Origin of the sequence: Mesorhizobium salmacidum (SeqCode), assembly GCF_037179605.1 — a bacterium.
GTDB classification, from domain to species: domain Bacteria; phylum Pseudomonadota; class Alphaproteobacteria; order Rhizobiales; family Rhizobiaceae; genus Mesorhizobium; species Mesorhizobium salmacidum.
The window spans coordinates 160,951-181,090 of record NZ_JAPYKS010000006.1 but is presented as its reverse complement, the minus strand read 5'-3'; the positions used below and the strand labels follow the sequence as shown (position 1 = coordinate 181,090).

19 protein-coding genes and 1 pseudogene are annotated in these 20,140 nt (G+C 63.1%); all 20 read right to left on the bottom strand.

Features of this window, described 5'->3' with window-relative positions; genetic code table 11:
- Nucleotides 1–16: 16 nt before the first annotated feature.
- Nucleotides 17–1,612 carry a transcription termination factor NusA gene (gene nusA, locus O7A60_RS10580; protein WP_027142036.1) on the bottom strand — a complete coding sequence of 532 codons (1,596 nt, stop codon included), beginning with the start codon at nt 1,610–1,612 and terminating at the stop codon, nt 17–19.
- A gap of 49 nt (nt 1,613–1,661) precedes the next feature.
- The gene (gene rimP / locus O7A60_RS10575) at nt 1,662–2,309 is read right to left on the bottom strand and encodes a ribosome maturation factor RimP (RefSeq protein ID WP_337106202.1); all 648 of its coding nucleotides are present in this window, start codon (nt 2,307–2,309) and stop codon (nt 1,662–1,664) included.
- 351 nt (nt 2,310–2,660) lie between these two features.
- Nucleotides 2,661–3,362 (bottom strand): tRNA (guanine(46)-N(7))-methyltransferase TrmB, encoded by a 702-nt coding sequence (gene trmB, locus O7A60_RS10570; RefSeq protein WP_337106201.1) that lies wholly within the window; start codon nt 3,360–3,362, stop codon nt 2,661–2,663.
- Nucleotides 3,363–3,387: 25 nt separating this feature from the next.
- The gene (gene metK, locus O7A60_RS10565) at nt 3,388–4,653 is read right to left on the bottom strand and encodes a methionine adenosyltransferase (RefSeq protein WP_140507658.1); all 1,266 of its coding nucleotides are present in this window, start codon (nt 4,651–4,653) and stop codon (nt 3,388–3,390) included.
- A gap of 168 nt (nt 4,654–4,821) precedes the next feature.
- A complete protein-coding gene (locus O7A60_RS10560) occupies nt 4,822–5,241 on the bottom strand; it encodes a helix-turn-helix domain-containing protein (RefSeq protein WP_027142040.1) in 420 nt (139 codons plus the stop codon).
- Between the two features lie 141 nt (nt 5,242–5,382).
- Nucleotides 5,383–6,969, bottom strand: coding sequence for an apolipoprotein N-acyltransferase (gene lnt / locus O7A60_RS10555; RefSeq protein WP_337106200.1), 1,587 nt, complete (start codon nt 6,967–6,969; stop codon nt 5,383–5,385).
- A gap of 89 nt (nt 6,970–7,058) precedes the next feature.
- Nucleotides 7,059–7,528, bottom strand: a pseudogene (locus O7A60_RS10550) (VOC family protein).
- Between the two features lie 13 nt (nt 7,529–7,541).
- On the bottom strand, nt 7,542–8,636 hold the full coding sequence (locus tag O7A60_RS10545; protein WP_337106199.1) for a hemolysin family protein: 1,095 nt from the start codon (nt 8,634–8,636) through the stop codon (nt 7,542–7,544).
- A gap of 27 nt (nt 8,637–8,663) precedes the next feature.
- Entirely contained in the window at nt 8,664–9,170 is a 507-nt protein-coding gene (gene ybeY, locus O7A60_RS10540) for an rRNA maturation RNase YbeY (RefSeq protein ID WP_337106198.1), read from the bottom strand.
- Between the two features lie 17 nt (nt 9,171–9,187).
- The gene (locus tag O7A60_RS10535) at nt 9,188–10,180 is read right to left on the bottom strand and encodes a PhoH family protein (protein ID WP_027142045.1); all 993 of its coding nucleotides are present in this window, start codon (nt 10,178–10,180) and stop codon (nt 9,188–9,190) included.
- Between the two features lie 83 nt (nt 10,181–10,263).
- Nucleotides 10,264–11,673, bottom strand: coding sequence for a tRNA (N6-isopentenyl adenosine(37)-C2)-methylthiotransferase MiaB (gene miaB / locus O7A60_RS10530; protein WP_337106197.1), 1,410 nt, complete (start codon nt 11,671–11,673; stop codon nt 10,264–10,266).
- 74 nt (nt 11,674–11,747) lie between these two features.
- Nucleotides 11,748–12,548, bottom strand: a complete 801-nt coding sequence (gene olsA / locus O7A60_RS10525; RefSeq protein WP_337106196.1) for a lyso-ornithine lipid O-acyltransferase — start codon at nt 12,546–12,548, stop codon at nt 11,748–11,750.
- A 26-nt stretch (nt 12,549–12,574) separates the two neighbouring features.
- Nucleotides 12,575–13,069 (bottom strand): ribosomal protein S18-alanine N-acetyltransferase, encoded by a 495-nt coding sequence (rimI, locus tag O7A60_RS10520; RefSeq protein WP_027142048.1) that lies wholly within the window; start codon nt 13,067–13,069, stop codon nt 12,575–12,577.
- 82 nt (nt 13,070–13,151) lie between these two features.
- Nucleotides 13,152–13,829, bottom strand: a complete 678-nt coding sequence (gene tsaB / locus O7A60_RS10515; RefSeq protein WP_337106195.1) for a tRNA (adenosine(37)-N6)-threonylcarbamoyltransferase complex dimerization subunit type 1 TsaB — start codon at nt 13,827–13,829, stop codon at nt 13,152–13,154.
- Nucleotides 13,830–13,936: 107 nt separating this feature from the next.
- On the bottom strand, nt 13,937–15,043 hold the full coding sequence (locus tag O7A60_RS10510; protein ID WP_337106194.1) for a DUF1513 domain-containing protein: 1,107 nt from the start codon (nt 15,041–15,043) through the stop codon (nt 13,937–13,939).
- Nucleotides 15,044–15,045: 2 nt separating this feature from the next.
- Entirely contained in the window at nt 15,046–16,125 is a 1,080-nt protein-coding gene (locus tag O7A60_RS10505; RefSeq protein ID WP_337106193.1) for an imelysin family protein, read from the bottom strand.
- Nucleotides 16,125–17,726 (bottom strand): di-heme oxidoreductase family protein, encoded by a 1,602-nt coding sequence (locus O7A60_RS10500; RefSeq protein WP_337106192.1) that lies wholly within the window; start codon nt 17,724–17,726, stop codon nt 16,125–16,127. Before O7A60_RS10500 ends, O7A60_RS10505 begins: the two co-directional genes overlap by 1 nt.
- A 12-nt stretch (nt 17,727–17,738) precedes the next feature.
- Nucleotides 17,739–18,224, bottom strand: a complete 486-nt coding sequence (gene bfr, locus O7A60_RS10495) for a bacterioferritin (RefSeq protein WP_027142053.1) — start codon at nt 18,222–18,224, stop codon at nt 17,739–17,741.
- Nucleotides 18,190–18,501 (bottom strand): (2Fe-2S)-binding protein, encoded by a 312-nt coding sequence (locus O7A60_RS10490; RefSeq protein ID WP_337106190.1) that lies wholly within the window; start codon nt 18,499–18,501, stop codon nt 18,190–18,192. The genes bfr and O7A60_RS10490 overlap by 35 nt, the downstream gene beginning before the upstream one ends.
- Nucleotides 18,502–18,554: 53 nt before the next feature.
- On the bottom strand, nt 18,555–19,844 hold the full coding sequence (locus tag O7A60_RS10485) for an imelysin family protein (RefSeq protein ID WP_337106189.1): 1,290 nt from the start codon (nt 19,842–19,844) through the stop codon (nt 18,555–18,557).
- Between the last annotated feature and the right edge of the window lie 296 nt (nt 19,845–20,140).

The following is a 20,140-nucleotide window of genomic DNA, read 5'->3' as shown; positions in this document are numbered from 1 at the left end:
GCGATGCGGTTTCACCTCACGCACCAACGGCTTCGTCAGCCGTTTCTTCTTCGGCCGCGAGCTCGTCTTCGGTGATCCAGCCGGCCTTGAGGCGAGCGGCGAGAACCATCTGCTCGGCATCGGCGCGCGAAACGCCGTGATTGGCCAGCACGCCGGGATACACCTTGGTCTCGCCGTCCTTGCGTTCCTTCCAGCCGGTGAGGTCGTCGGCGGCATAGCCGGCGAAATCCTCGATCGTCTTCACGCCGTCCTCGCCGAGCGTCACCATCATGGCGGTGGTGACGCCGGGAATTTCGCGCAGATCATCCGAAACGCCCAGCGCCTTGCGCTTCTCGTCGTGCTCGGCCTCGATCTTCTCCAGATACTCGCGGGCGCGGGTCTGGATTTCAGAGGCGGTATCCTCATCGAAACCGTCGATCGAGGCGATCTCGCCGGCATCGACATAGGCGACTTCCTCGACGCTGGTGAAGCCTTCGGAAGCCAGCACCTGGCCGACCATCTCGTCGACATCGAGCGCTTCCATGAACAGCGCCGAGCGCTCGACGAATTCCTTCTGACGGCGCTCGGATTCCTCCGCCTCGGTCAGAATGTCGATGTCCCAGCCGGTGAGCTGCGAGGCAAGGCGCACGTTCTGGCCGCGGCGACCGATGGCCAGCGACAGCTGATCGTCGGGAACCACCACTTCGATGCGCTCCGCATCCTCGTCGAGCACGACCTTGGCGACTTCCGCCGGCTGCAGTGCGTTGACGATGAAGGAGGCGGCCGAAGGCGACCACGGAATGATGTCGATCTTCTCGCCCTGCAATTCGCCGACGACGGCCTGGACGCGGCTGCCGCGCATACCGACGCAGGCGCCGACCGGGTCGATCGAGCTATCACGCGAGATGACGGCGATCTTGGCGCGCGAGCCCGGGTCGCGGGCGACCGACTTGATCTCGATGATGCCGTCATAGATCTCCGGCACTTCCATGGTGAAGAGCTTGGCCATGAACTGCGGATGGGTGCGCGACAGGAATATCTGTGGGCCGCGCTGCTCGCGGCGCACGTCGTAGACATAGGCACGGACGCGGTCGCCGTATTTGTAGTTTTCGCGTGGGATCAGCTCGTCGCGGCGGATGATCGCCTCGCCGCGGCCGAGGTCGACGATGACGTTGCCGTACTCGACGCGCTTGACGGTGCCGTTGACGATCTCACCGATACGGTCCTTGTACTCATCATACTGGCGGTCGCGCTCGGCCTCGCGCACCTTCTGCACGATGACCTGCTTGGCCGACTGGGCGGCGATACGGCCGAAATCCATCGGCGGCAGCTGTTCGGCGATGAAATCGCCGAGCTGGGCATCGGGATTACGCTCACGGGCCGAGGAAATGGCGATCTGGGTGGCGTAGTCGTCCACTTTCTCGACCACTTCCATCAGCCGCTGCAGCTTCATCTCGCCGGTGTTCGGGTTGATGTCGGCGCGGATGTTGGTCTCCTGGCCATAACGCGAGCGTGCCGCCTTCTGGATCGCATCGGCCATGGCGGCGATGACGATCGACTTGTCGATCGACTTTTCACGCGCGACCGCATCGGCAATCTGCAGCAGTTCAAGTCTGTTGGCGCTTACAACCATGTTCTTTCTCCCGAGCCTGTTCGCCGGACCTTTGCGCCCGGCAGCTCAATCAAATTTCCTGTTCGTGTTCTTCCGTGGCGTCCGGTTCCGCACCCTCGGACACATCGTCGTCCGGTTCACCGCGGCGTCTCTTGGCTTCCTTGCGCGCCCTGTTGTCCTTCGACAACGCTTCGCGAATGAGGTCGTCGGTCAGGATCAGCCGGACATCGGCAATGGTGTCATAGGGAACGCGCACCGTCGGCTCCTCACCATAGGCCGCCTTGTCGCGCTCGATCAGCACGTCGTTCTCACCGGCCTCGGCGATCTTGCCCTTGAAACGCTTGCGGTCAGCGACGACGACCGATGTCTCGATCTTCACCAGATGACCGGTCCAGGTCACGAAATCCGATTTGCGCACCAAGGGCCGGTCGATGCCGGGCGACGAAACTTCGAGATGATACGCCTTTTCGATCGGATCATCGACGTCGAGCGCCGGCGACACCGCGCGGCTGACCTCTTCGCAATCCTCGACGGTCATGGTGCCGTCCTCACGCTCGGCCATGATCTGCAGCGTCAGCCCGTTCTGGCCGGACAGATGCACGCGCACGAGGCGAAAACCGATGCCGCGCAGCACCGGCTGGACGATCAGCGCAATGCGCGCATCGATACCGCTTTCGCGGATGATGCGGTCGTCGCCTTCGCTTGCCGTTGCAGTCATCAATTGCCTGTTGTTCGTTCCGAACCCATCGGCAGGTAATAAAAAAGAGCGGGACCGGGTGGACCCACTCTTCGTCATCCCGACCAAGAATTTGAGGTCGATATAAACGATCCGGGCTGGTGTTTCAAGCCCGCAGTGCCGGCCTGTCGTAAGCACATGAATTGTCCGGATCAGGTAGCACATGAGTTGTCCGGTTTTCGTCCCCAGCCAATGGAGCTGGGGATGGCACGAACAGCATGGCTACAGGGCCGGAGAATGCAGGAGTTCGGGATGTATTGAGCCGCTGGGATCGCGATTTGTCGATGATCCCGGCTCCCGGCAGTTGCCGCGGCCGTTGCCGGTCGGGCGGGCTTACGTCCTGATGAAGGTAAGATAGGCCGGTCGGCGACCCTCGCGAATGGCCTTGGCCTCGTAGCGCGTGCCGGGCCAGCCCTCATAGGAGCGATGCCAGTCCGCCGCCTCATCCGCCTGCCATGCGAAGGCGCCATGCGCCCGGCAATGCAGCAAGGTCCAGTTCACATAAGTGTCGATATCCGACGCAAAGCGGAATTTCGAGCCCGGCTTCAGGACGCGCGAGAAACGGTCGAGATTGACCGGGCTGACGAAACGCCGCTTCCAGTGCTTCTTCTTCGGCCAGGGATCGGGATAGAGAAGGTCGATGCCGTCGAGCGAGGCCGGCGGCAGCCAGTCAAGCAACTGGGTGGCGTCGTCGTCGTAGACCCTGAGATTGGCCAGCGGCGCTGCCCGCACCGCCATCATCATCTTGGCCATGCCGTTGACGAAGGGTTCTACGCCGATGAAGCCGATCGGCGGCGCCTCGGTCGCGCGGTGCAGAAGATGTTCGCCGCCGCCAAAGCCGATCTCGAGCCGAACCGCCGAAACCTCGGTTTTGAACAAGGTTCGCAATTCCGACGGCGCTTCAGCCGTCAGATCGAGCCGGTAGGCGCCGAGGCCGCTTTCCAGGGCCGCCGCCTGCTGCGGACGAACGGGCTTGCCGCGCCGACGGCCGAAGAAGGCTTCGGTCGTACGGCTTGGCCTGTCTTGCTGGCTCATCTGGTCGCGTGGTCTGTCGTGGCGATCAGGCCGCGACAGCATCCTTGAGCGCCTTGGCGAGATCGGTCTTTTCCCAGGAGAAAGAACCGTCACGGCCGGCCTTGCGGCCAAAATGGCCGTAAGACGACGTCTTGGCGTAGATCGGCTTGTTGAGATCGAGATGACGGCGAATGCCTGACGGCGACAGGTCCATCACGGTGCGCAGCGCGTCCTCGAGCTTTGCCTCATCGACCTTGCCGGTGCCGTGCAGGTCGACATAGACCGACAGCGGCTGGGCGACGCCGATGGCATAGGAAAGCTGGATGGTGCAGCGGTCGGCGAGCTTCGCCGCCACGACGTTCTTGGCCAGGTAGCGCGCCGCATAGGCGGCCGACCGGTCGACCTTGGTGGTGTCCTTGCCGGAGAAGGCGCCGCCGCCATGGGGAGCCGCGCCGCCATAGGTGTCGACGATGATCTTGCGGCCGGTCAGGCCGGCATCGCCGTCCGGACCGCCAATGACGAACTTGCCGGTCGGGTTGATGTACCACATGCAGTCGTCAGCGATCTTGAGGTCACCCAATGCCTCGCGGATATAGGGTTCCACGACCTTGCGGACCTTCTTGGAATCCCAGCTCGAATCGAGATGCTGCGTCGACAGCACGATCTGCGTCGCCTCCGCGGCCTTGCCGTCGACATAGCGGACTGTGACCTGGCTCTTGGCGTCCGGCCCGAGCTTGCCAGCCTCGCCGTTGTTTTCGTGACGGGCGGCGGCCAGAAGCTCAAGGATCTTGTGGCTGTAGTAGATCGGCGCCGGCATCAGGTCCGGCGTCTCGCGGCAGGCATAGCCGAACATGATGCCCTGGTCGCCGGCACCTTCCTCGCCCTGACGATCGGCGGCGTTGTCCACGCCCTGGCCGATATCAGGCGACTGGCCATGCAGCAGGACCTCGATCTTGGCCGTCTTCCAGTGGAAGCCGGCCTGCTCGTAACCAATCTCGCGGATCGCCTTGCGAGCGACGGATTTGAACTTCGCCGGATTGACGACCGGATGGCCCGCGGCGTCCTTGAGGACGTTGCCGGCTTTGTCCTTCTTCAAGAGTGTCTCGGGAACGCGCACCTCGCCGGCGATGACGACACGGTTGGTGGTCGCGAGCGTCTCGCAGGCGACACGGACTTTCCACGGGTCCATGCCGGTCTTCTTGGCTTCACGATAGACCAGATCGACAATTTCGTCGGAGATCCTATCACAGACTTTGTCGGGATGGCCCTCGGCAACGGATTCCGAGGTAAAGAAGTAGTTCTGCCGCGTCACGGGTGTCCCCTCTTGAAAAACGATCGGCAGGCTGCCGATTTTGGCGCGCCACGTGTTAGCGGGGCGGAGCGCTGCTCGTCAAGCGTTGCCGCGGGTCTGGCCTGAATGTCGGAAGCGATATCTTGTGCCACCGGCGGTGCACGCCGCCGGTGCGAAGCGCATCGCCGATCAGTCGAGATCGCCCTCGGCGAGCGATTTCACCAGATCTATGATCCTGCGGCGCACCTTGACGTCGGCGATCTTGACAAAGGCCCGGTTGAGCTGAAGCCCTTCGGGACTGCCGCAGAATTCGACGGCGAACGCCATCGAGCTATCCTCGGCAAAGCCACGGTTGGCCGTCAACTCCTGCCCCGGCGCATCCTCGAAAAAGAAGGCGACGGGCACGCCGAGTATCGAGGCTATCGCCTGCAGACGGCTGGCACCGACGCGATTGGTGCCCTTTTCATATTTCTGGATTTGCTGAAACGTGATGCCGAGATTCTCGCCCAGCTTTTCCTGGCTCATTCCGAGCATATTGCGGCGAAGCCGAACCCGACTTCCAACGTGAATATCGATGGGATTGGGTTTCTTCTTGTTTTCTTCTGTCATTTTTTCCTCGCCGAATTTTTTCGGCTTTGTGTTTTTCCTGCCCAAACAAAGCCGGAGGCGACTGCCCCAACAGAACGATCCACCGGCTTCGAGAAATTTTCAGGCCGTACAGTATGAGTTTCTAATGTGCCAACTGTCAATTCACCGTAGCTTTTGCCTTACGTTCAACAGCAGCCCTACCAGCGCAAACAGCAACATGATCAGCATTCCGTTAATGCGCCGCTGGTTGGGCGAAATCACCGTCTGTTCGGAAACAGGCACCTTCACATCGATGACCCCGCGCGCGTCGATCGCCAGCGCATCGACGACGCGGCCATGCGTGTCGACAACGGCCGAGATGCCGTTGTTGGCAGCACGCAACAAGGGCAATCCGTTCTCCACCGCGCGAATCTGGGCCTGCCTGAAATGCTGATACGGTCCCGGCGTGTCGCCGAACCACGCATCATTGGTAACGTTTACAATAAGCTGCGCTGACGTTGCGTCAACTGCCACCAGATCGGGAAAGATCACCTCATAACAGATAAATGGCAGGGCACGAATGCCGCCCGGCAGCGCGATGGGATGGCGCTCGTTGCCGGCCGTGAACGTCAGCGGCCCGGCGACGAACTGTTCGATGCCGAAACGGCCGAGCAGGTCGGCAAAAGGCAGGTACTCGCCGAACGGCACCAGATGGACCTTGTCCACGGCATCGGCGATTTCGCCCTTGTCGTTGATCGCCACAACGGAGTTGTAGTAGCGGCTCTCGGCGCTGGCGGCCGAGCCGCCCTCTTCACGCACGACGCCGGCGATCAGCATCTGGCCGTCGCCCAGCATGTCGCCCAGCGCCGTCAAGGCATCGGGGCGCTCGGTGAAAAGGAACGGCACCGAGGTTTCCGGCCAGAGAATCAGCTGCGGTTTTTCGTGACCTGGGTCCGGAGCCTTGGCGGACAGGCCCAGCAAGGTGGCGAAGATGCGGTCGCGCACCGAGGCGTCCCACTTTTCCGACAGGTCGACGGCCGGCTGGACGATGCGGACATCGAGACTGCGCGTCGCCGGCTTTTCGGGGGCCGTGAGCCTGACATAGCCAAAGCCGACATGGAGCGCGGCGAGTATGACAAACAGCGTGGCGCCCAGCCGAAGATGCCGGCGCGTCGCCAGCAGCGCCGGCAGTGCGAAAAGGAAGACCGCGAGCGCGTTCATGCCGATCATGCCGGTCACCGAGACGCTCTGCATCAAAATAGGTACAGGCATCGCCGCGTAGCCGACGGCATTCCAGGGAAAACCGGTGAACAGGAAGCCGCGCAGCCACTCCGCCAGCGCAAAACCGAAGGCAAGGGCGGCGATACGGCCGATATCGCTGCTCCACAGGAGCCGGGCGACCATTGTTGCGAAGCCATAGAAAAATGCGAGCGCGAAAGGAATGCCGACCACAGCGAAGGGAAGCGCCCAGGCAAAGTCGTCGGCCTCGACCAGCAGCGCCGAGCCGATCCACCAGAGGCCGGCGAGGAAATAGCCGAAGCCGAACCACCAGCCGACGGCGAAGGCCGGCCGCAGCCGCCGCAACAGGCTGCCGGAGGCTTCACCGGTCGCGCCGTCGAGCAGCCAGACCAGCACCGGAAACGAAATGAAACAGGCGGCGAAGAAATCGTAAGGCGCCTGGCCCAGCACCGCCAGCGCCCCAGCGAAAAAGGCCACCAGCGCACGGCGCCAGCCCCAGAGCAGAATTATCCGACCGGCAAGGCGCACCATGAATACTTCCGAGTCGCTAGAATCAGGACGCAAGATTTATCAGGCCGCGGCCTGCAATCCAAACGCCGGCGCCACCACCCGGCTGCGCGCTACCGGTGCCAGCCTTCGATGCGCAAGCCACCCAACCGCTCGGCCTCTTCACGGGAAACAGAACGGATTGGTTGCGTGAACGTCCAGATATGGCCTTCAGGATCGCGCGCCCGATACTGGCGTTCGCCGTAGAACTGGTCCGCCGGCTCCTGGATTATGGCAGCACCGGCCGCGCGGGCCTGCTCGCAATGTGCATCCAGGCCGTCTCTCAGCCTGATATAGACCGACTGCGTGTTCTTGCCGCCGACCGATGCGGGGCTCGCGACGTGATCGGCCCATTCGGAATCGACGATGATGTAGCCATCCCCGAACCGCATCTCGGCATGGACCAGTTTTCGATCGGCATCGCTGACCACCATGCTGCGCTCGAAGCCGAAGGCCGCTTCGAGCCAATCCAGCGCCGCACGCGGGTCGCGGTAGAATACGCCAGAACCGAGGACCGGAGCTTGAACGGATCCTCGACCGTCATGGCGCGGAGCTTTTCAGGCCTGTTCGGTGCGCGCCGTGGCGCGCCGGCGGCGCTCGCCCTTCTGGCTCTGCACGATGCGGACACGCTTGACGCGGCGCGGATCGGCGTCGAGCACATGGAACTCGAAGCCGGGAATGGCCTGCACCACCTCGCCGCGCGCCGGCACGCGGCCGAGCGTGTTGAAGATCATGCCGCCAATGGTGTCGACATATTCGCCATGTTCACCCGCGGCGAAATCCTCGCCGATCATCTTGGCGACCTCGTCGATCTCGGCCTTGCCGTCGACGATGAACACGCCGTCACCGGTCTGGGTGATCATCGGCTCGTCGTCGTCGTGCTCGTCCTCGATGTCGCCGACCACCATCTCGACGATGTCCTCGAGCGAGACAAGGCCGTCCGTGCCGCCATATTCATCGATGACCAGGGCCATTTGCGTGCGCGTCGTCTGCATGCGGCCCATCAGGTCGGAAGCAAGCATCGACGGCGGCACGAACAGGACCTGGCGGATCAGGTTGAGCTCCCCGATGGTGCGCGCGAGGTCGACCTGGGCAAGATCGAGAACCGTGGCGACGGGCGTTTTGCGGGTCGTGCGGCCCTTCCTGACGCGCGCAATCTTGGTGATATGGGCCAGCACGTCGCGGATATGGACCATGCCGCGCGGGTCGTCGAGCGTCTCGGAATAGACCGGCATGCGGGAATGGCCGGATTGTTCGAACATGCCAAGCAAGTCACCAAGCGTCGTGGCGATCTCGACCGCCTCGATATCGGCGCGCGGCACCATGACGTCCTCGACGCGCACTTCGCGCAGGCGCAGGATGTTGTTGAGCATGGCACGTTCGCCAGGCGAGAAGGATTCGACATCGCTTGTCGTTTCGGCGAGCGCGCCGGCGATCTCCTCGCGCAAGCTGGTGCCGTTGCGTTGCCGGAACAGGCCCAGCACGCGGTTGAACAGGGAGGGACCGGCAGGCGACGGGCCGATGGCGGCGCTGCCGGTGTTGGCGACACCAGCGGTAACGGTACTGGGACTTGATCCCTCTTCCGACGTATCGGAAGCCTTGATCGCACTGCCGGCATCGGGGCGGGCGGCAGTCTCTGGTTTGTCGTTCATCGTCGTCCGGTCAATTGATCTTTTTAGTTACGCGTAGGGATCGCGAATGGCAAGCCTTGCAAGCGCGGCGCGCTCGACGGCTTCCATCTCCTCGGCCTCGGCGTCGGTCTCGTGATCATGACCCATGAGATGCAGCAGGCCATGGATGACGAGATGGCAGATATGGTTCTCCAGCGGCTTGTCTTCCAGTGCCGCCTCGCGCGCCACGGTTTCGGCGGCAAGCACGATGTCGCCGAGCATCGGCGGCAGCGGACCACCTTTCACATGCGGAAAAGCCGGGAAAGACAAGACGTTGGTGGGCTTGTCCTTGCCGCGCCAGTCCGCATTCAAGGTACGGACATGGGCATCGTCGGAAAAAACAATGCTGAGTTCGGAACGACCCGTCACACCGGTCTCGGCGAAGGCGGCGTCAACCGCGCGATCGACCAGCCGCGTCAGGCTTGCTTCATCGGGCCAGTCGCCCGCCTCAATCGATATATCGATCTCGACGGGAACCGGAAAGCTCCCGCCGCCGGATGTGCTGTCCTCAGGCATGAGGCCGCATCGTCACATCAATTCTCGGCGCCAAGGCCACGAGCCAGCTTGGTGTCCCGGTCATAGGCCCTGACGATTTCGGCCACCAGCGGATGGCGAACGACGTCGACGTCGTTGAAGCGCACGGTTACCGCGCCTGCCACACCGTCGAGCACACGCAAGGCTTCGACCAGGCCTGATTTGGTGCTCGGGGGAAGATCGATCTGGGTGGGATCGCCGGTGACGATCATGCGCGAGTTCTCGCCGAGACGGGTGAGAAACATCTTCATCTGCATCGGCGTGGTGTTCTGCGCCTCGTCGAGAATGACGGCGGCGTGCGCCAGCGTACGGCCGCGCATGAAGGCAAGCGGCGCGATTTCAATCACTTCGGCGGCAATCGCACGCTCGACCTTGTCGGCCGGCATCATGTCGTAGAGCGCGTCATAGAGCGGGCGCAGATACGGATCGACCTTCTCCTTCATGTCACCCGGCAGGAAGCCCAGCCGTTCGCCGGCCTCGACGGCCGGTCGCGACAAAATGATGCGTTCGACCATGCCGCGCTCGAGCAGCATCGCCGCATGCGCCACCGCCAGATAGGTCTTGCCGGTGCCGGCCGGACCGATGCCGAACACCAGTTCGGACCGCTCCAGCGCCCGCATATAGGCGTCCTGGTTCAGCGAGCGGGCATAGATGGTCTTCTTGCGGGTAGCGATCTGGGCGGCGGAGACCTTGCCCTTGCGCTCCAATGTCGGCAGTGTGAGCTGATCATCGGCGGCGACAGCCATGCGCACGGCGCCGTCGACATCGGACTGGCCGATATCGACGCCCTTCTGCAGGATGCCGTAGAGATTGTCCAAGGCGCGACGCGCCTGTTCGGCGGCAGAAGCGGACCCCTTGATGGTCAACTGGTTGCCGCGCGAGCGGATGTCGACGCCGAGCTTCTGCTCCAACCGGGCGAGGTTCTCGTCGAACTGGCCGTAAAGGGCGCTGGCAAGCTTGTTGTTGTCGAAAGTCAGAACGATGTGCGCCATGTCAGAAGCCCCGGATGCCGGTACCGGGGGCAGATTCTTCAGCTCCGCTGCGCTCAACCGTCTCTCCTCATCTGCCGAGACCCTCAGGCCAATTCGGCGAACAGGCTGTTGTAGCCCGTCTTCGTGATTCGCACCTTGATAATGTCACCGATTTCGCCGGCCATTTCATCAACAATAACCGGCTGCAGCCAAGGCGAGCGGCCAACCTTCTGGCCGGCCTGGCGGCCGGGCTTCTCGATCAATGTATCTATGGTGCTGCCGACCAAACTCAAGCCGAAATCCTGCTGTTGTTTCAGCAGCAGTGCCTGCAGGCGCTGCAGGCGCTCATCCTTGACCGCTTCCGGCACGTGGTCGGGCATGTCGGCGCCCGGCGTGCCGGGGCGCGGCGAATATTTGAACGAGAAGGCCGAGGCGTAGTTCACCTGGCGCACCAGTTCCATGGTCGCCTCGAAATCGGTTTCCGTCTCGCCGGGGAAACCGACGATGAAGTCGCCCGACAGCGCGATATCGGGGCGCGCGGCACGGATGCGGTCGAGCAGTGCCAGATAGTCGTTCGCCGTATGCCTGCGGTTCATCGTCTTCAGAATGCGATCCGAGCCGGATTGCACCGGCAGATGCAGATAGGGCATCAGCGACGGCAGGTCCCGGTGCGCCGCGATCAATTCGTCGTCCATGTCGCGCGGATGGCTGGTGGTATAGCGCAGCCGCGCCAGGCCGGGAATTTCGGCCAGCCGGAACAGCAGGCGGCCGAGACCCCATTCCTGACCGTTCTCGCCCTCGCCATGCCAGGCGTTGACGTTCTGGCCGAGCAGCGTCACCTCACGCACACCGGCCTCGGCCAGGCGCTCGGCCTCCGCGACGATCTGCGCCACCGGCCGCGACACTTCCGAGCCTCTCGTATAGGGCACGACGCAGAAGGTGCAGAACTTGTCGCAGCCTTCCTGGACGGTGAGGAAAGCGGTGACGCCGCGCTTGATCACCTCGGCACGCTTGGGCTGCGGCAGATGCTCGAATTTGTCCTCGATGGCGTATTCGGTCTCGACGATCTTCTCGCCGCCGCGCACTCTCGCCAGCACGTCGGGCAGACGGTGATAGGTCTGCGGCCCGATGACTAGGTCGACGGCCGGCGACCGGCGGATGATCTCGGCGCCCTCGGCCTGCGCCACGCAGCCGGCGACGCCGATCAGCATCTCGCGGCCGGTGCTGGCGCGCTCGGCCTTCATGTCACGGATGCGGCCAAGTTCCGAATAGACCTTTTCGGCGGCTTTTTCCCTGATATGGCAGGTGTTGAGCAGCACCAGATCGGCCTCGCCGATGGCATCGGTCGCGGTATAGCCGTCGGCGACCAGCGCATCGGTCATGCGCTGTGAATCATAGACGTTCATCTGGCAGCCATAGGTCTTGATGAAGACCTTCTTCGCTGCCGTGGTGCGCACCGCCGGCTGTCCGGCCACGGTGCCGATGTCGTCGCTTTCAGTCGTGTTCAAGTCCATCCGGCGGCTTCTAACGCCTTTCCGTGACAAAAAACAGACGATTCTGGCATGCGTCAGCTGGCGCATGCCGGCGGCTAACGGCTCGGGAGCGGATCGGCGAGGGCCGCCTGCATCATCTCGCGCACCCAGCCTTCCATCAGCTTGGCCGTTTCCTTGCGGTTGGAACCCTTGGCAAAGGCGATCGGTTCGCCAAAATGCACCTCCACGTCGAGGGCGCCCTCGGCCATCAGCACCTTGAGATGCGGCATCAGGTCTTCGTCGCCGATCCAGGCGGCGATCGGGCGGTGGCGGCGGCCGAGCGGCACGCCGTGCAGCCGCGTGTAGGCGATCGCCACGGGCTGGATGAACACTTCCTGCGCGGCACCTTCCGAGATCGCCATCGAGGCGGCGCCGAACAGCGTGCTCTTGAAGGGCAGGACGACATTGCCGTCACCGGTCGACCCCTCCGCGAACAGCACCATGGCATCGCCCTTGGCCATGCGATTGGCGATCTCGCTGGCCTGGTCGCCCGAGGAGCGCTTGCGTTCGCGCTCGATGAAGACGGTGCGCTGCAGCTTCGACAGCATGCCGATCAGCGGCCAGCCTTCCATGTCGGCCCTGGCGATGAACTTCACATCGGCAAAAGAGCCCAGCACCATGATGTCGGTCCAGGAAATGTGATTGGAGGCCACCAGCAAGGGCCGCTTGGCCGACAGCGTTCCCCTGACATGAATGCGCATGCCGAGCGCCCGGATGATCAGCCGGTGCCAGATCTTGAGGACGAAGGCTTCCGGCCACCAGCCCGTCTTCATCGACAGGATCTGCAGCGGCACGAGAACCAGCGACCCGACGACGACAAGGCCCAGCGCCAGGAAAATCCTGATTTTTCCGATCATATGTCCTGGCCCTACCCGATCCCTCGCTAGCGAAGATCGCGGCGCATGACAAGCGCGCCGGTCGGCCCGCGATCAGGCGACTTGTAGTAATCCGGGCGCTTGCCGACTTCCCGAAAACCCAGCCGACGATAGAGGGCGATCGCGGCGGCATTGGTCTCATCGACCTCGAGGAACAGGGCTTCGGCACGTTGCGAATGCAGTTCGCGCAGCACCGCGTCCATCAACTGCCAGCCCAGGCCCTGGCGGCGATGCGATCGCGCCACCGCGACGGTCAGGATTTCACCCTCGCCCGCGGCCAGCCGGGCGAGGACGAAGCCAACAGGCGGCTTGTCGCCCTGCCCGGTTTCGCGCGCGGCATAGCCAAAGACGGTGTCCTGTTCGAGCAAGGCGGCGAACTCACCGTCGGTCCATGGGCGGACAAAGTCCTCGCGGTGGAGCACCGAGACAGCGGGGCTGTCGGTGACCCTGAGCGGCTCGAGCGCGTAGTCCCGGCGACGCGATTGGAGAAAGGGTATACGCATCAATTCTCGTTTTCTCGCCTGACCATGATCTGTGGACAAACGGGACCGTTTGTCCGCGAAAACCGGCTTCCACTTTTCCGGATCATGGTCTTTGCCTCGAAAGTATAAATCCGGCCTGTGGCTTGGCATCGGCACCGCGCAGATAAAGCGGCTTCGGCCTTTCGCCCTGTCCCTTTGCGGCAGCCAGCCGGGCGTAGGTGAGGATGTCGGCGGTTGCTGTCCGAGGCCCGATGTCGAAGGTGCGGCCGGCCGCTTCAGCGATCAGCGTCGCTGCCGTAGCGGCGAGCACCGCGGAATGCTCCGACGCCATGGCTACCGCGTTCGCAAGCGTGGTCACCGCCGGACCGTAAGTCAAAACTGACATTTTATCATAGAATGCGGCATGGATTTCCTCGCGTCCGGCATCGAGCGCCGCCAGCACGGCACGGCCTGGAAATGCGCTGGCCGCCTCGGCGGCCAGCGCCTCGAGGGTCGTCACCCCGATTGCCGGCACCTTGAGCGCCAGCGCCAGGCCGCGCGCGGTCGACACACCGACGCGCAGGCCGGTGAAGGAGCCGGGGCCAACGGAAACGGCAATGGCGCCAAGGCCGGCGTAGTCGGTCGCACCGGCCTTCAACGCTTCGGCGATGACGGCCATCAGGTGCTCGGCATGACCTTTGCCCAGATCGAGCACCGAACGGCCGAGCTCCCGCCCGACCGCCGCGTCGTAGACGCAGGCGGCGCAGAGGCTGGCGGCACAGTCGATGGCGAGAACTTTCATGAAACGACCGGTTCGAGAAACAATTCCCTGTGCCCGCCATAGCGCGCAACCGCAAGGGTATAGTGCACAATTTGTTAAGCGGCTTCGGTTTGGCCTGGCAGAAGAGCTTATGCCGCCTGCTCTATGCGCAGCAGGTGGTTGTCCCAGACATAGGCCGGTTCCGACCGCGTGCCACCATTGCCCTCGATGATCTCGCCGGCGCCCGTGGTGGCCATGAAGCCGGCCCGGTCGGGCGCCACGCCGCAGACCTCGACCAGCGCGCTGGAGGAGACGACCCGGCCGCTGCCCGCATCAATCACGACCAGCGAATTACCTTCTGGCGAGGAGACGGCGACGGTGCCGGCAACAGGATTGGCGGCGACCGAGCCGATATAGTTGCGGAAACCCGACAGCACGTCCTGCGGCATGTCGAGCAGCCGCAACTCCTTGCCCCGCGCCGCCCGTCCAACCAGAAGCGGACGATCGGTGCCGGGGCCCCGGTACTGGCAACCGAACCAGACGGCGCCGGTCTGGTCGGTATCCATGTGGCGGATCGACAATTGGTGCAATGCAGCCGGCAATTCATGCTTTTCGATCAGGTCGCCGGTGACGCGGTCGACAAGGACATAGGAGGGTTTCATCGTCGCAATGTTAAGCTCGGCGCGGCCATAGTCGGGATGGGTCTCGATGCCGCCATTGGCGACCGCGATCGTCCTGCCGTCGCCCAGCAGCAGAAGTTCGTGCGGACCCATGCCGTAGGTCGGGAATTCGCCGATGCGACTGAATTTCGCCCGCGCATCGTAGACGCCGACCACGCCGGCCGCGTTGTCGAAATCGTTCTCGGTGGCGTAGAGCAACGCGCCGTCGGGCGAGAACACGCCGTGACCGAAGAAGTGCCGGCCGGTGATGCTGGCGATGGTTTGCGGAGTGTCGCGCCCCGTGTGATCGAAAACGACGGCGAAGGTGCCGGGCTGGCGGGCGAAGACCACCGAACGCTTCGATATGGGATCGAAGGTGACGTCATGGCCGCGATCGGGCAAGTCGATCGCATGCAGAAGCTTGCCGGCCTCGGACAGGACGGCAGCGCCAAAACTGCCGTCGCGCTTGACGAAGGCGGTGGCGAAGACCGCGTCAGCAGCAAGCGTATTTGCCCAGACGGAGGGCGTCACGGCGGCGGCGAAGCCGATGCCGGCGGCCCTCAAAAAATCGCGGCGGTCGATGAGCAACCTCTTCATGCTCAGTCCCCATCCAGCGACGAGAAGCCGGCGGTCAGGCCGAATTCGGCGGTCAGCCTAGTGCCGATCAAGGTCGACAGGCTGGAGGTGATCAGGGCGAAATGCTCGAGTTTTTCACGCAGCGCCGGATCGGCGAGCGCCTTGTCGATCGGGCCCTGGACGGCCTTGGCGGTCGCCACGCCGTTGACCAGTTGGATGTGGATCGATTCCGCCATCCAATGCGCATCCGGCGGCAGCGCGTCGCCAAGCTTCGACAGCTGGAACAGCGCATCGACGCCGGCCAGATTTCCAGCCAGCGCATTGGCGGTGTTTTGCGAACGCCAGTAGATCGCCTGTTTTGGCTTGTCGGCATCGGGTCTAGCGCCCAGAAAACCCTTCAGGCGCACATCGCGGACCATTTCCAGCTCGTTGATGAAGACGCCGACCAGTTCGGTGACCGCCTCGTTGCCATCACGATAGAGCGCATTTTTCGGCCCCGGATTGGCCCAAAGCGCGGCGAAACCGTCCGGTTTGTTCCAGGCCGCGCTGACGTCGGCGGCGATGATTTCGATGTTGCCGGCAACGGCCGCACCATAGGCGCAGCGATAGGGTTCGTCCTTGCCCGTCAAGACATCGGCGCCGTCGCCGTAAAGCACGAATTCCAGCGCGCCGAGCCCCTGCATTGCAACGCTCTTGCCGGCGAGCTGGACAGGGTCGGTGGCGGCTGGATCCTCGTCCGACAACGCCGCCTGAACCTGTTTCAGACCGATGCTCTTGCGGTCCGGCCAGAACAGCATGCGCTCCAGCCTGTTGTTCTCCTTGATCGGCCCGAAACCGATGATCTCGGCCGATGACCAGGCATGGATGGTGGCCGAAAATTCGGCCCGCGCCGCATCAAGCTCCCCTTGCGACGGCGCCTCGCAGAGCTTGTGCATCGCTTTCACGAGGGCTTCCGTATGCTGGTGCAGGTCCTCATAGGCCGGTCGGATAAAGCCGTCGATCGCACGCTGGATGACGTCAGAGGCTTTCACCGCGGCCGATGCGGGCAAGGCCCCCAGCAAGGCCAATGGGAGAACGAGGACCAGCGCGAAACGCTTCGGCATCAAAGTGACTCCAGGAATTTGACCAATGCATCGCGCTCGGTGGCGCCGGTGGCGGCAAAGCGGTCGCGCGCCTTCTGCGCCTCGCCACCATGCCACAGGATAGCCTCGACCAAAGAGCGCGCACGGCCATCGTGCAGATAGAAGGAATCGCCGTTGACCGTTTCGGTGAGGCCGATGCCCCATAGCGGCGGGGTGCGCCACTCATTGCCGGTCGCCTCGCCCACGGCCTGGCCATCGGCAAGATCCGGCCCCATGTCGTGCAGCAGGAAATCGGAATAAGGCCAGATCAACTGGAACGCCTGCGCCTTGTCAGGCGCATCGCGACGGGTGACGAATTTCGGCGTGTGACAGGCAACGCAGCCGATTTCGTAAAAGACCTTCTTGCCGGCGAGCACATCAGGCGAAGCGAGGCCGCGCCGCGCCGGCACAGCCAGGTTCTGTGAATAGAAGGTGACGAGATCCATTACCGGCGCCGGCGCCTCGGCCGGGCCGAGGCGCGCCTGCACGCCGTTGGGCGTTGCGAGGCATTTTTCCTGCGCGGCGGTGCAATCACCCCAGTGTTTCGGCTCTTCCGGCGTCGAGATGCCGATATCGCCGGCAAAGGCATCCGCGGCCTGCTGGCGGATCGACGCCGCCTGCGCCTTCCAGCCGAAACGGCCAAGCGTCAACTCGCCGCTGGGGCCGTCACGAACGATGTTCGCCTTGCCGGAGATGCCATCGCCGTCCCTGTCGTCCGGGTCGGCATGGGCCAGAATGTCGGCCGGCGCAATCTGTTCGATCAGGCCAAGGCCGATCATCGGCGGCGTCAGGCGCGGCGATAGCGTGGTGCGCGGATCGAGCGGCCCATAGGCAAGATCGTCGACCGCGTAGGTGGGTTTGCGCAGGGAAATGACGGTGCTGTCCGTCAGTTCCACCTTACGTTCCTGATAATCGACACGCATCCTGCCTTCACCCTTGAGGCCAGGCACGGCCAGTTCCTGCAACTGCGTGCCATAGACCGGGTCCGGGAGATTGAGCAGCCTGTGGTCGGCGAGCGCCGCCTTCTCTTCCGCGCTGCTTACGTCACGCGCCAGCCGCAGGAACATCGAGGTGGTGCCGGCATCGCCTTGCGGCGGTCGGCCGCGGCCATCCTTCAGATGGCAGTTCTGGCAGGCGCGTTCGTTGAACAGGGGCCCAAGCCCATCCGAGGCCTGCGTCGAGGATGGCGACGACACCCAGTTCTTGCGGAAAAGCGCGTTGCCGAGCTTGAAGGTGCCTTCTTCCTCGAAGCTGATGTTGGCTGAGAATTGCGAGAAGGAATCACGGCTGACGTCCTTCCGCGAGGTGCCGGCGCCACCTTGCATCAGTTCGAAAGGCTCGGGTTTGGAGAAATCCGTGGTCGGCCTGCTGACGGCGGTGACGCGCGCCTGATCCTTGGCATTGAGATCGGTGCGCGTGGTGGCGAGGCTGGCCGGTTGAAGGTCGCCGGCGATCGCGAAGGATGTCAGCGCCAGCACGAGAATAAGGCCACGCCGACCAGCCGGTATGGCTGGCGTTTTCCGAAGGCGCAGCGGACCCTTGGCCCGCCGCAAGCGGCGCAGGACGTCTAAGAGGCGCCGCATTCCCGCATATCCTTAGTCCGCCTCGTCCGCCGATGCGGCGTTGAGCTGGCCGTACTTCTCCTCGCCGATCGAGGCCAGGAGGTCGAGCTGCGTCTCGAGGAAGTCGATGTGGCCTTCCTCGTCGGTCAGCAGTTCCTCGAACAGTTTCATCGATACGTAGTCGCCCGCTTCATCGCAGATTTCGCGCGAGCGCTTGTAGGCAGTGCGCGCGTCATATTCCCCGGCAAGATCGGATTCGAGCACTTCCTTGACGTTCTGGCCGATGCGCAGCGGCGCCACGGACTGCAGGTTGGGATGGCCTTCAAGGAAGATGATGCGGGCCACGAGCTTGTCGGCGTGGTGCATCTCCTCGATCGATTCCGCACGCTCCTTCTTGGCCAGCTTGGCGTATCCCCAATCCTCGAGCAGACGGAAATGCACCCAATATTGGTTGACGGCGCCGAGTTCCAGAAAAAGAGCCTCGTTAAGCCGCTCGATGACCTGTGGTTCGCCTTTCATGGGTTCTGCTCCCGTATTGGATGCGCAGGCCTCTGACGCGATCCAGATGTGAAACGATGTCCACGCCGCTCGCCTGCGAGCGGGCGTGGTAGTCCTCGGTGACCCGAATGATCGTTTCGACCACATTTGGGAAGCAGCCGCAACACCGACCCCGTTTGTGCATGGCGTGATAGACTTTCGCCGGCACGATAAGTTGCCAGGGATCCTGATCCAGCAGGCCGATGATCGTCTGCTCGATCTCCTTCTCAGTGATGATGTTGCAATGGCAGATCAGCATTTCGTCGCTCTGGCTGACGGCGCCGGTGCGGCGCCGTTTGGCTTGGGGTAGGCCTACTTGAACACCTTGTCGGGTGCGTCGAGGCTGTCGGAACCTTCGAAGGCAATGGCGTTCAACTTCAACGAACCGACCCCGCGCTCGATCGACTTGGTCTGGTCGATCAACGTGTCGATCGCCGCCTGAACGGTGGCATTGCCCGCCGTATTGCCTTCGGCGATCTGCTGGTCATAGGCCTCGCCGGCCTCGGCGCGCGCCTTGATCGCCTCCATCCTGGCGACGGTGACATCGAGTTTATCAGTCAATTCCTTGTCGATCGCCGGATCGGCGACCTTGACCATATCGGACACCGAGGGACCTGAAACGACGGTGCCATCAAGCCTTGTATAGCTGGCATGGTAAGCGGCGCGGATGCCGACGGCATCATAGAGATGCGAATTGTAGGTGTTGTCGGAGAAGCAGTCATGCTCCTCTTCCGGGTCATGCAGCAGCAGGCCGAGCTTCATGCGTTCACCCGCCAGTTCGCCGTAGGAGAGCGAGCCCATGCCCGTGAAGATGACCGAAATGGCGGTGTTCGGCTCGCCATCGAGCAGGTTCTTGCGCGCGGCGCCGTCTTCCTTCCAGTCGTCGACCATCTTCTGCAGGTCGGAGACCAGCAGGCCAGTCGCCGACTTCAGGTACTCTGCGCGGCGGTCGCAATTGCCGCCGGTGCAGTTCTTGAGATCGTAGTCGGTGTAGGGGCGCTCGCCGGCGCCCGGGCCGGTGCCGTGCAGGTCCTGGCCCCAGAGCAGGAATTCGATCGCGTGATAGCCGGTGGCGACATTGGCTTCGACGCCGCCGGCCTGTTGCAGCGTGCCGGAGAGGAATTCCGGCGAAAGCTTCGACGCATCGACCTTCTTGCCGTTGATCTCGATCTCCTTGTTGGCGATCACATTGGCGGTATAGAGAGAATTCGCATCGGACTCGGTGCCGTAGCTCTTGGCGACATAGTCGATCAGGCCTTCGTCCAGCGGCCAGGAATTCACCTCACCTTCCCAGTCATCGACAATCTTGTTGCCGAAGCGGTAGACCTCGGTCTGCTGGTAGGGCACGCGCGCCGCCTTCCAGGCGTCGCGGGCAGCATGGAGCGTTTCCGCCGACGGGTTGGCAAGCAGTGCGTCAACCGCCTTGTCGAGCGCCTGCGCCGTGGTCAGCGAATCCTCATATTTGGCAAGCCCGATATCCGCGTAAGTCTTGATGACCGCCTTCGCGTCGGTTTCCGCCCTGGCAGGCAGCACGAATACCGCTGCCGTCAGCAGCGCCGTGGCGCCGATCGCCGCCAGCCTGCCGCCATATCGTGCTGTCATTATCGCTCTCCAGTTCCTCGGAAATTTTCTAAGCGGCGCGCACGCCAACCCACGCCAGGCCACATTCATGCCATTGGGCGCAAGACATGCCGCGTGATCACGCGGCTCAGGGAAGAAAGACACCAAAATGCCTCCAATCGAACGGGTTCAAGGCCCAGACATCAAAGGGATGCGCCAATGCGCGAGCTTCCTTAAGCTTCGAGTCCGATGAAAGTCAATGGGGAATTGCTGGAAAACCCAATCGAAACAATAGTTTAGAATTATTCTAAACTGCAACAGTCAACTTTATGCGCCTG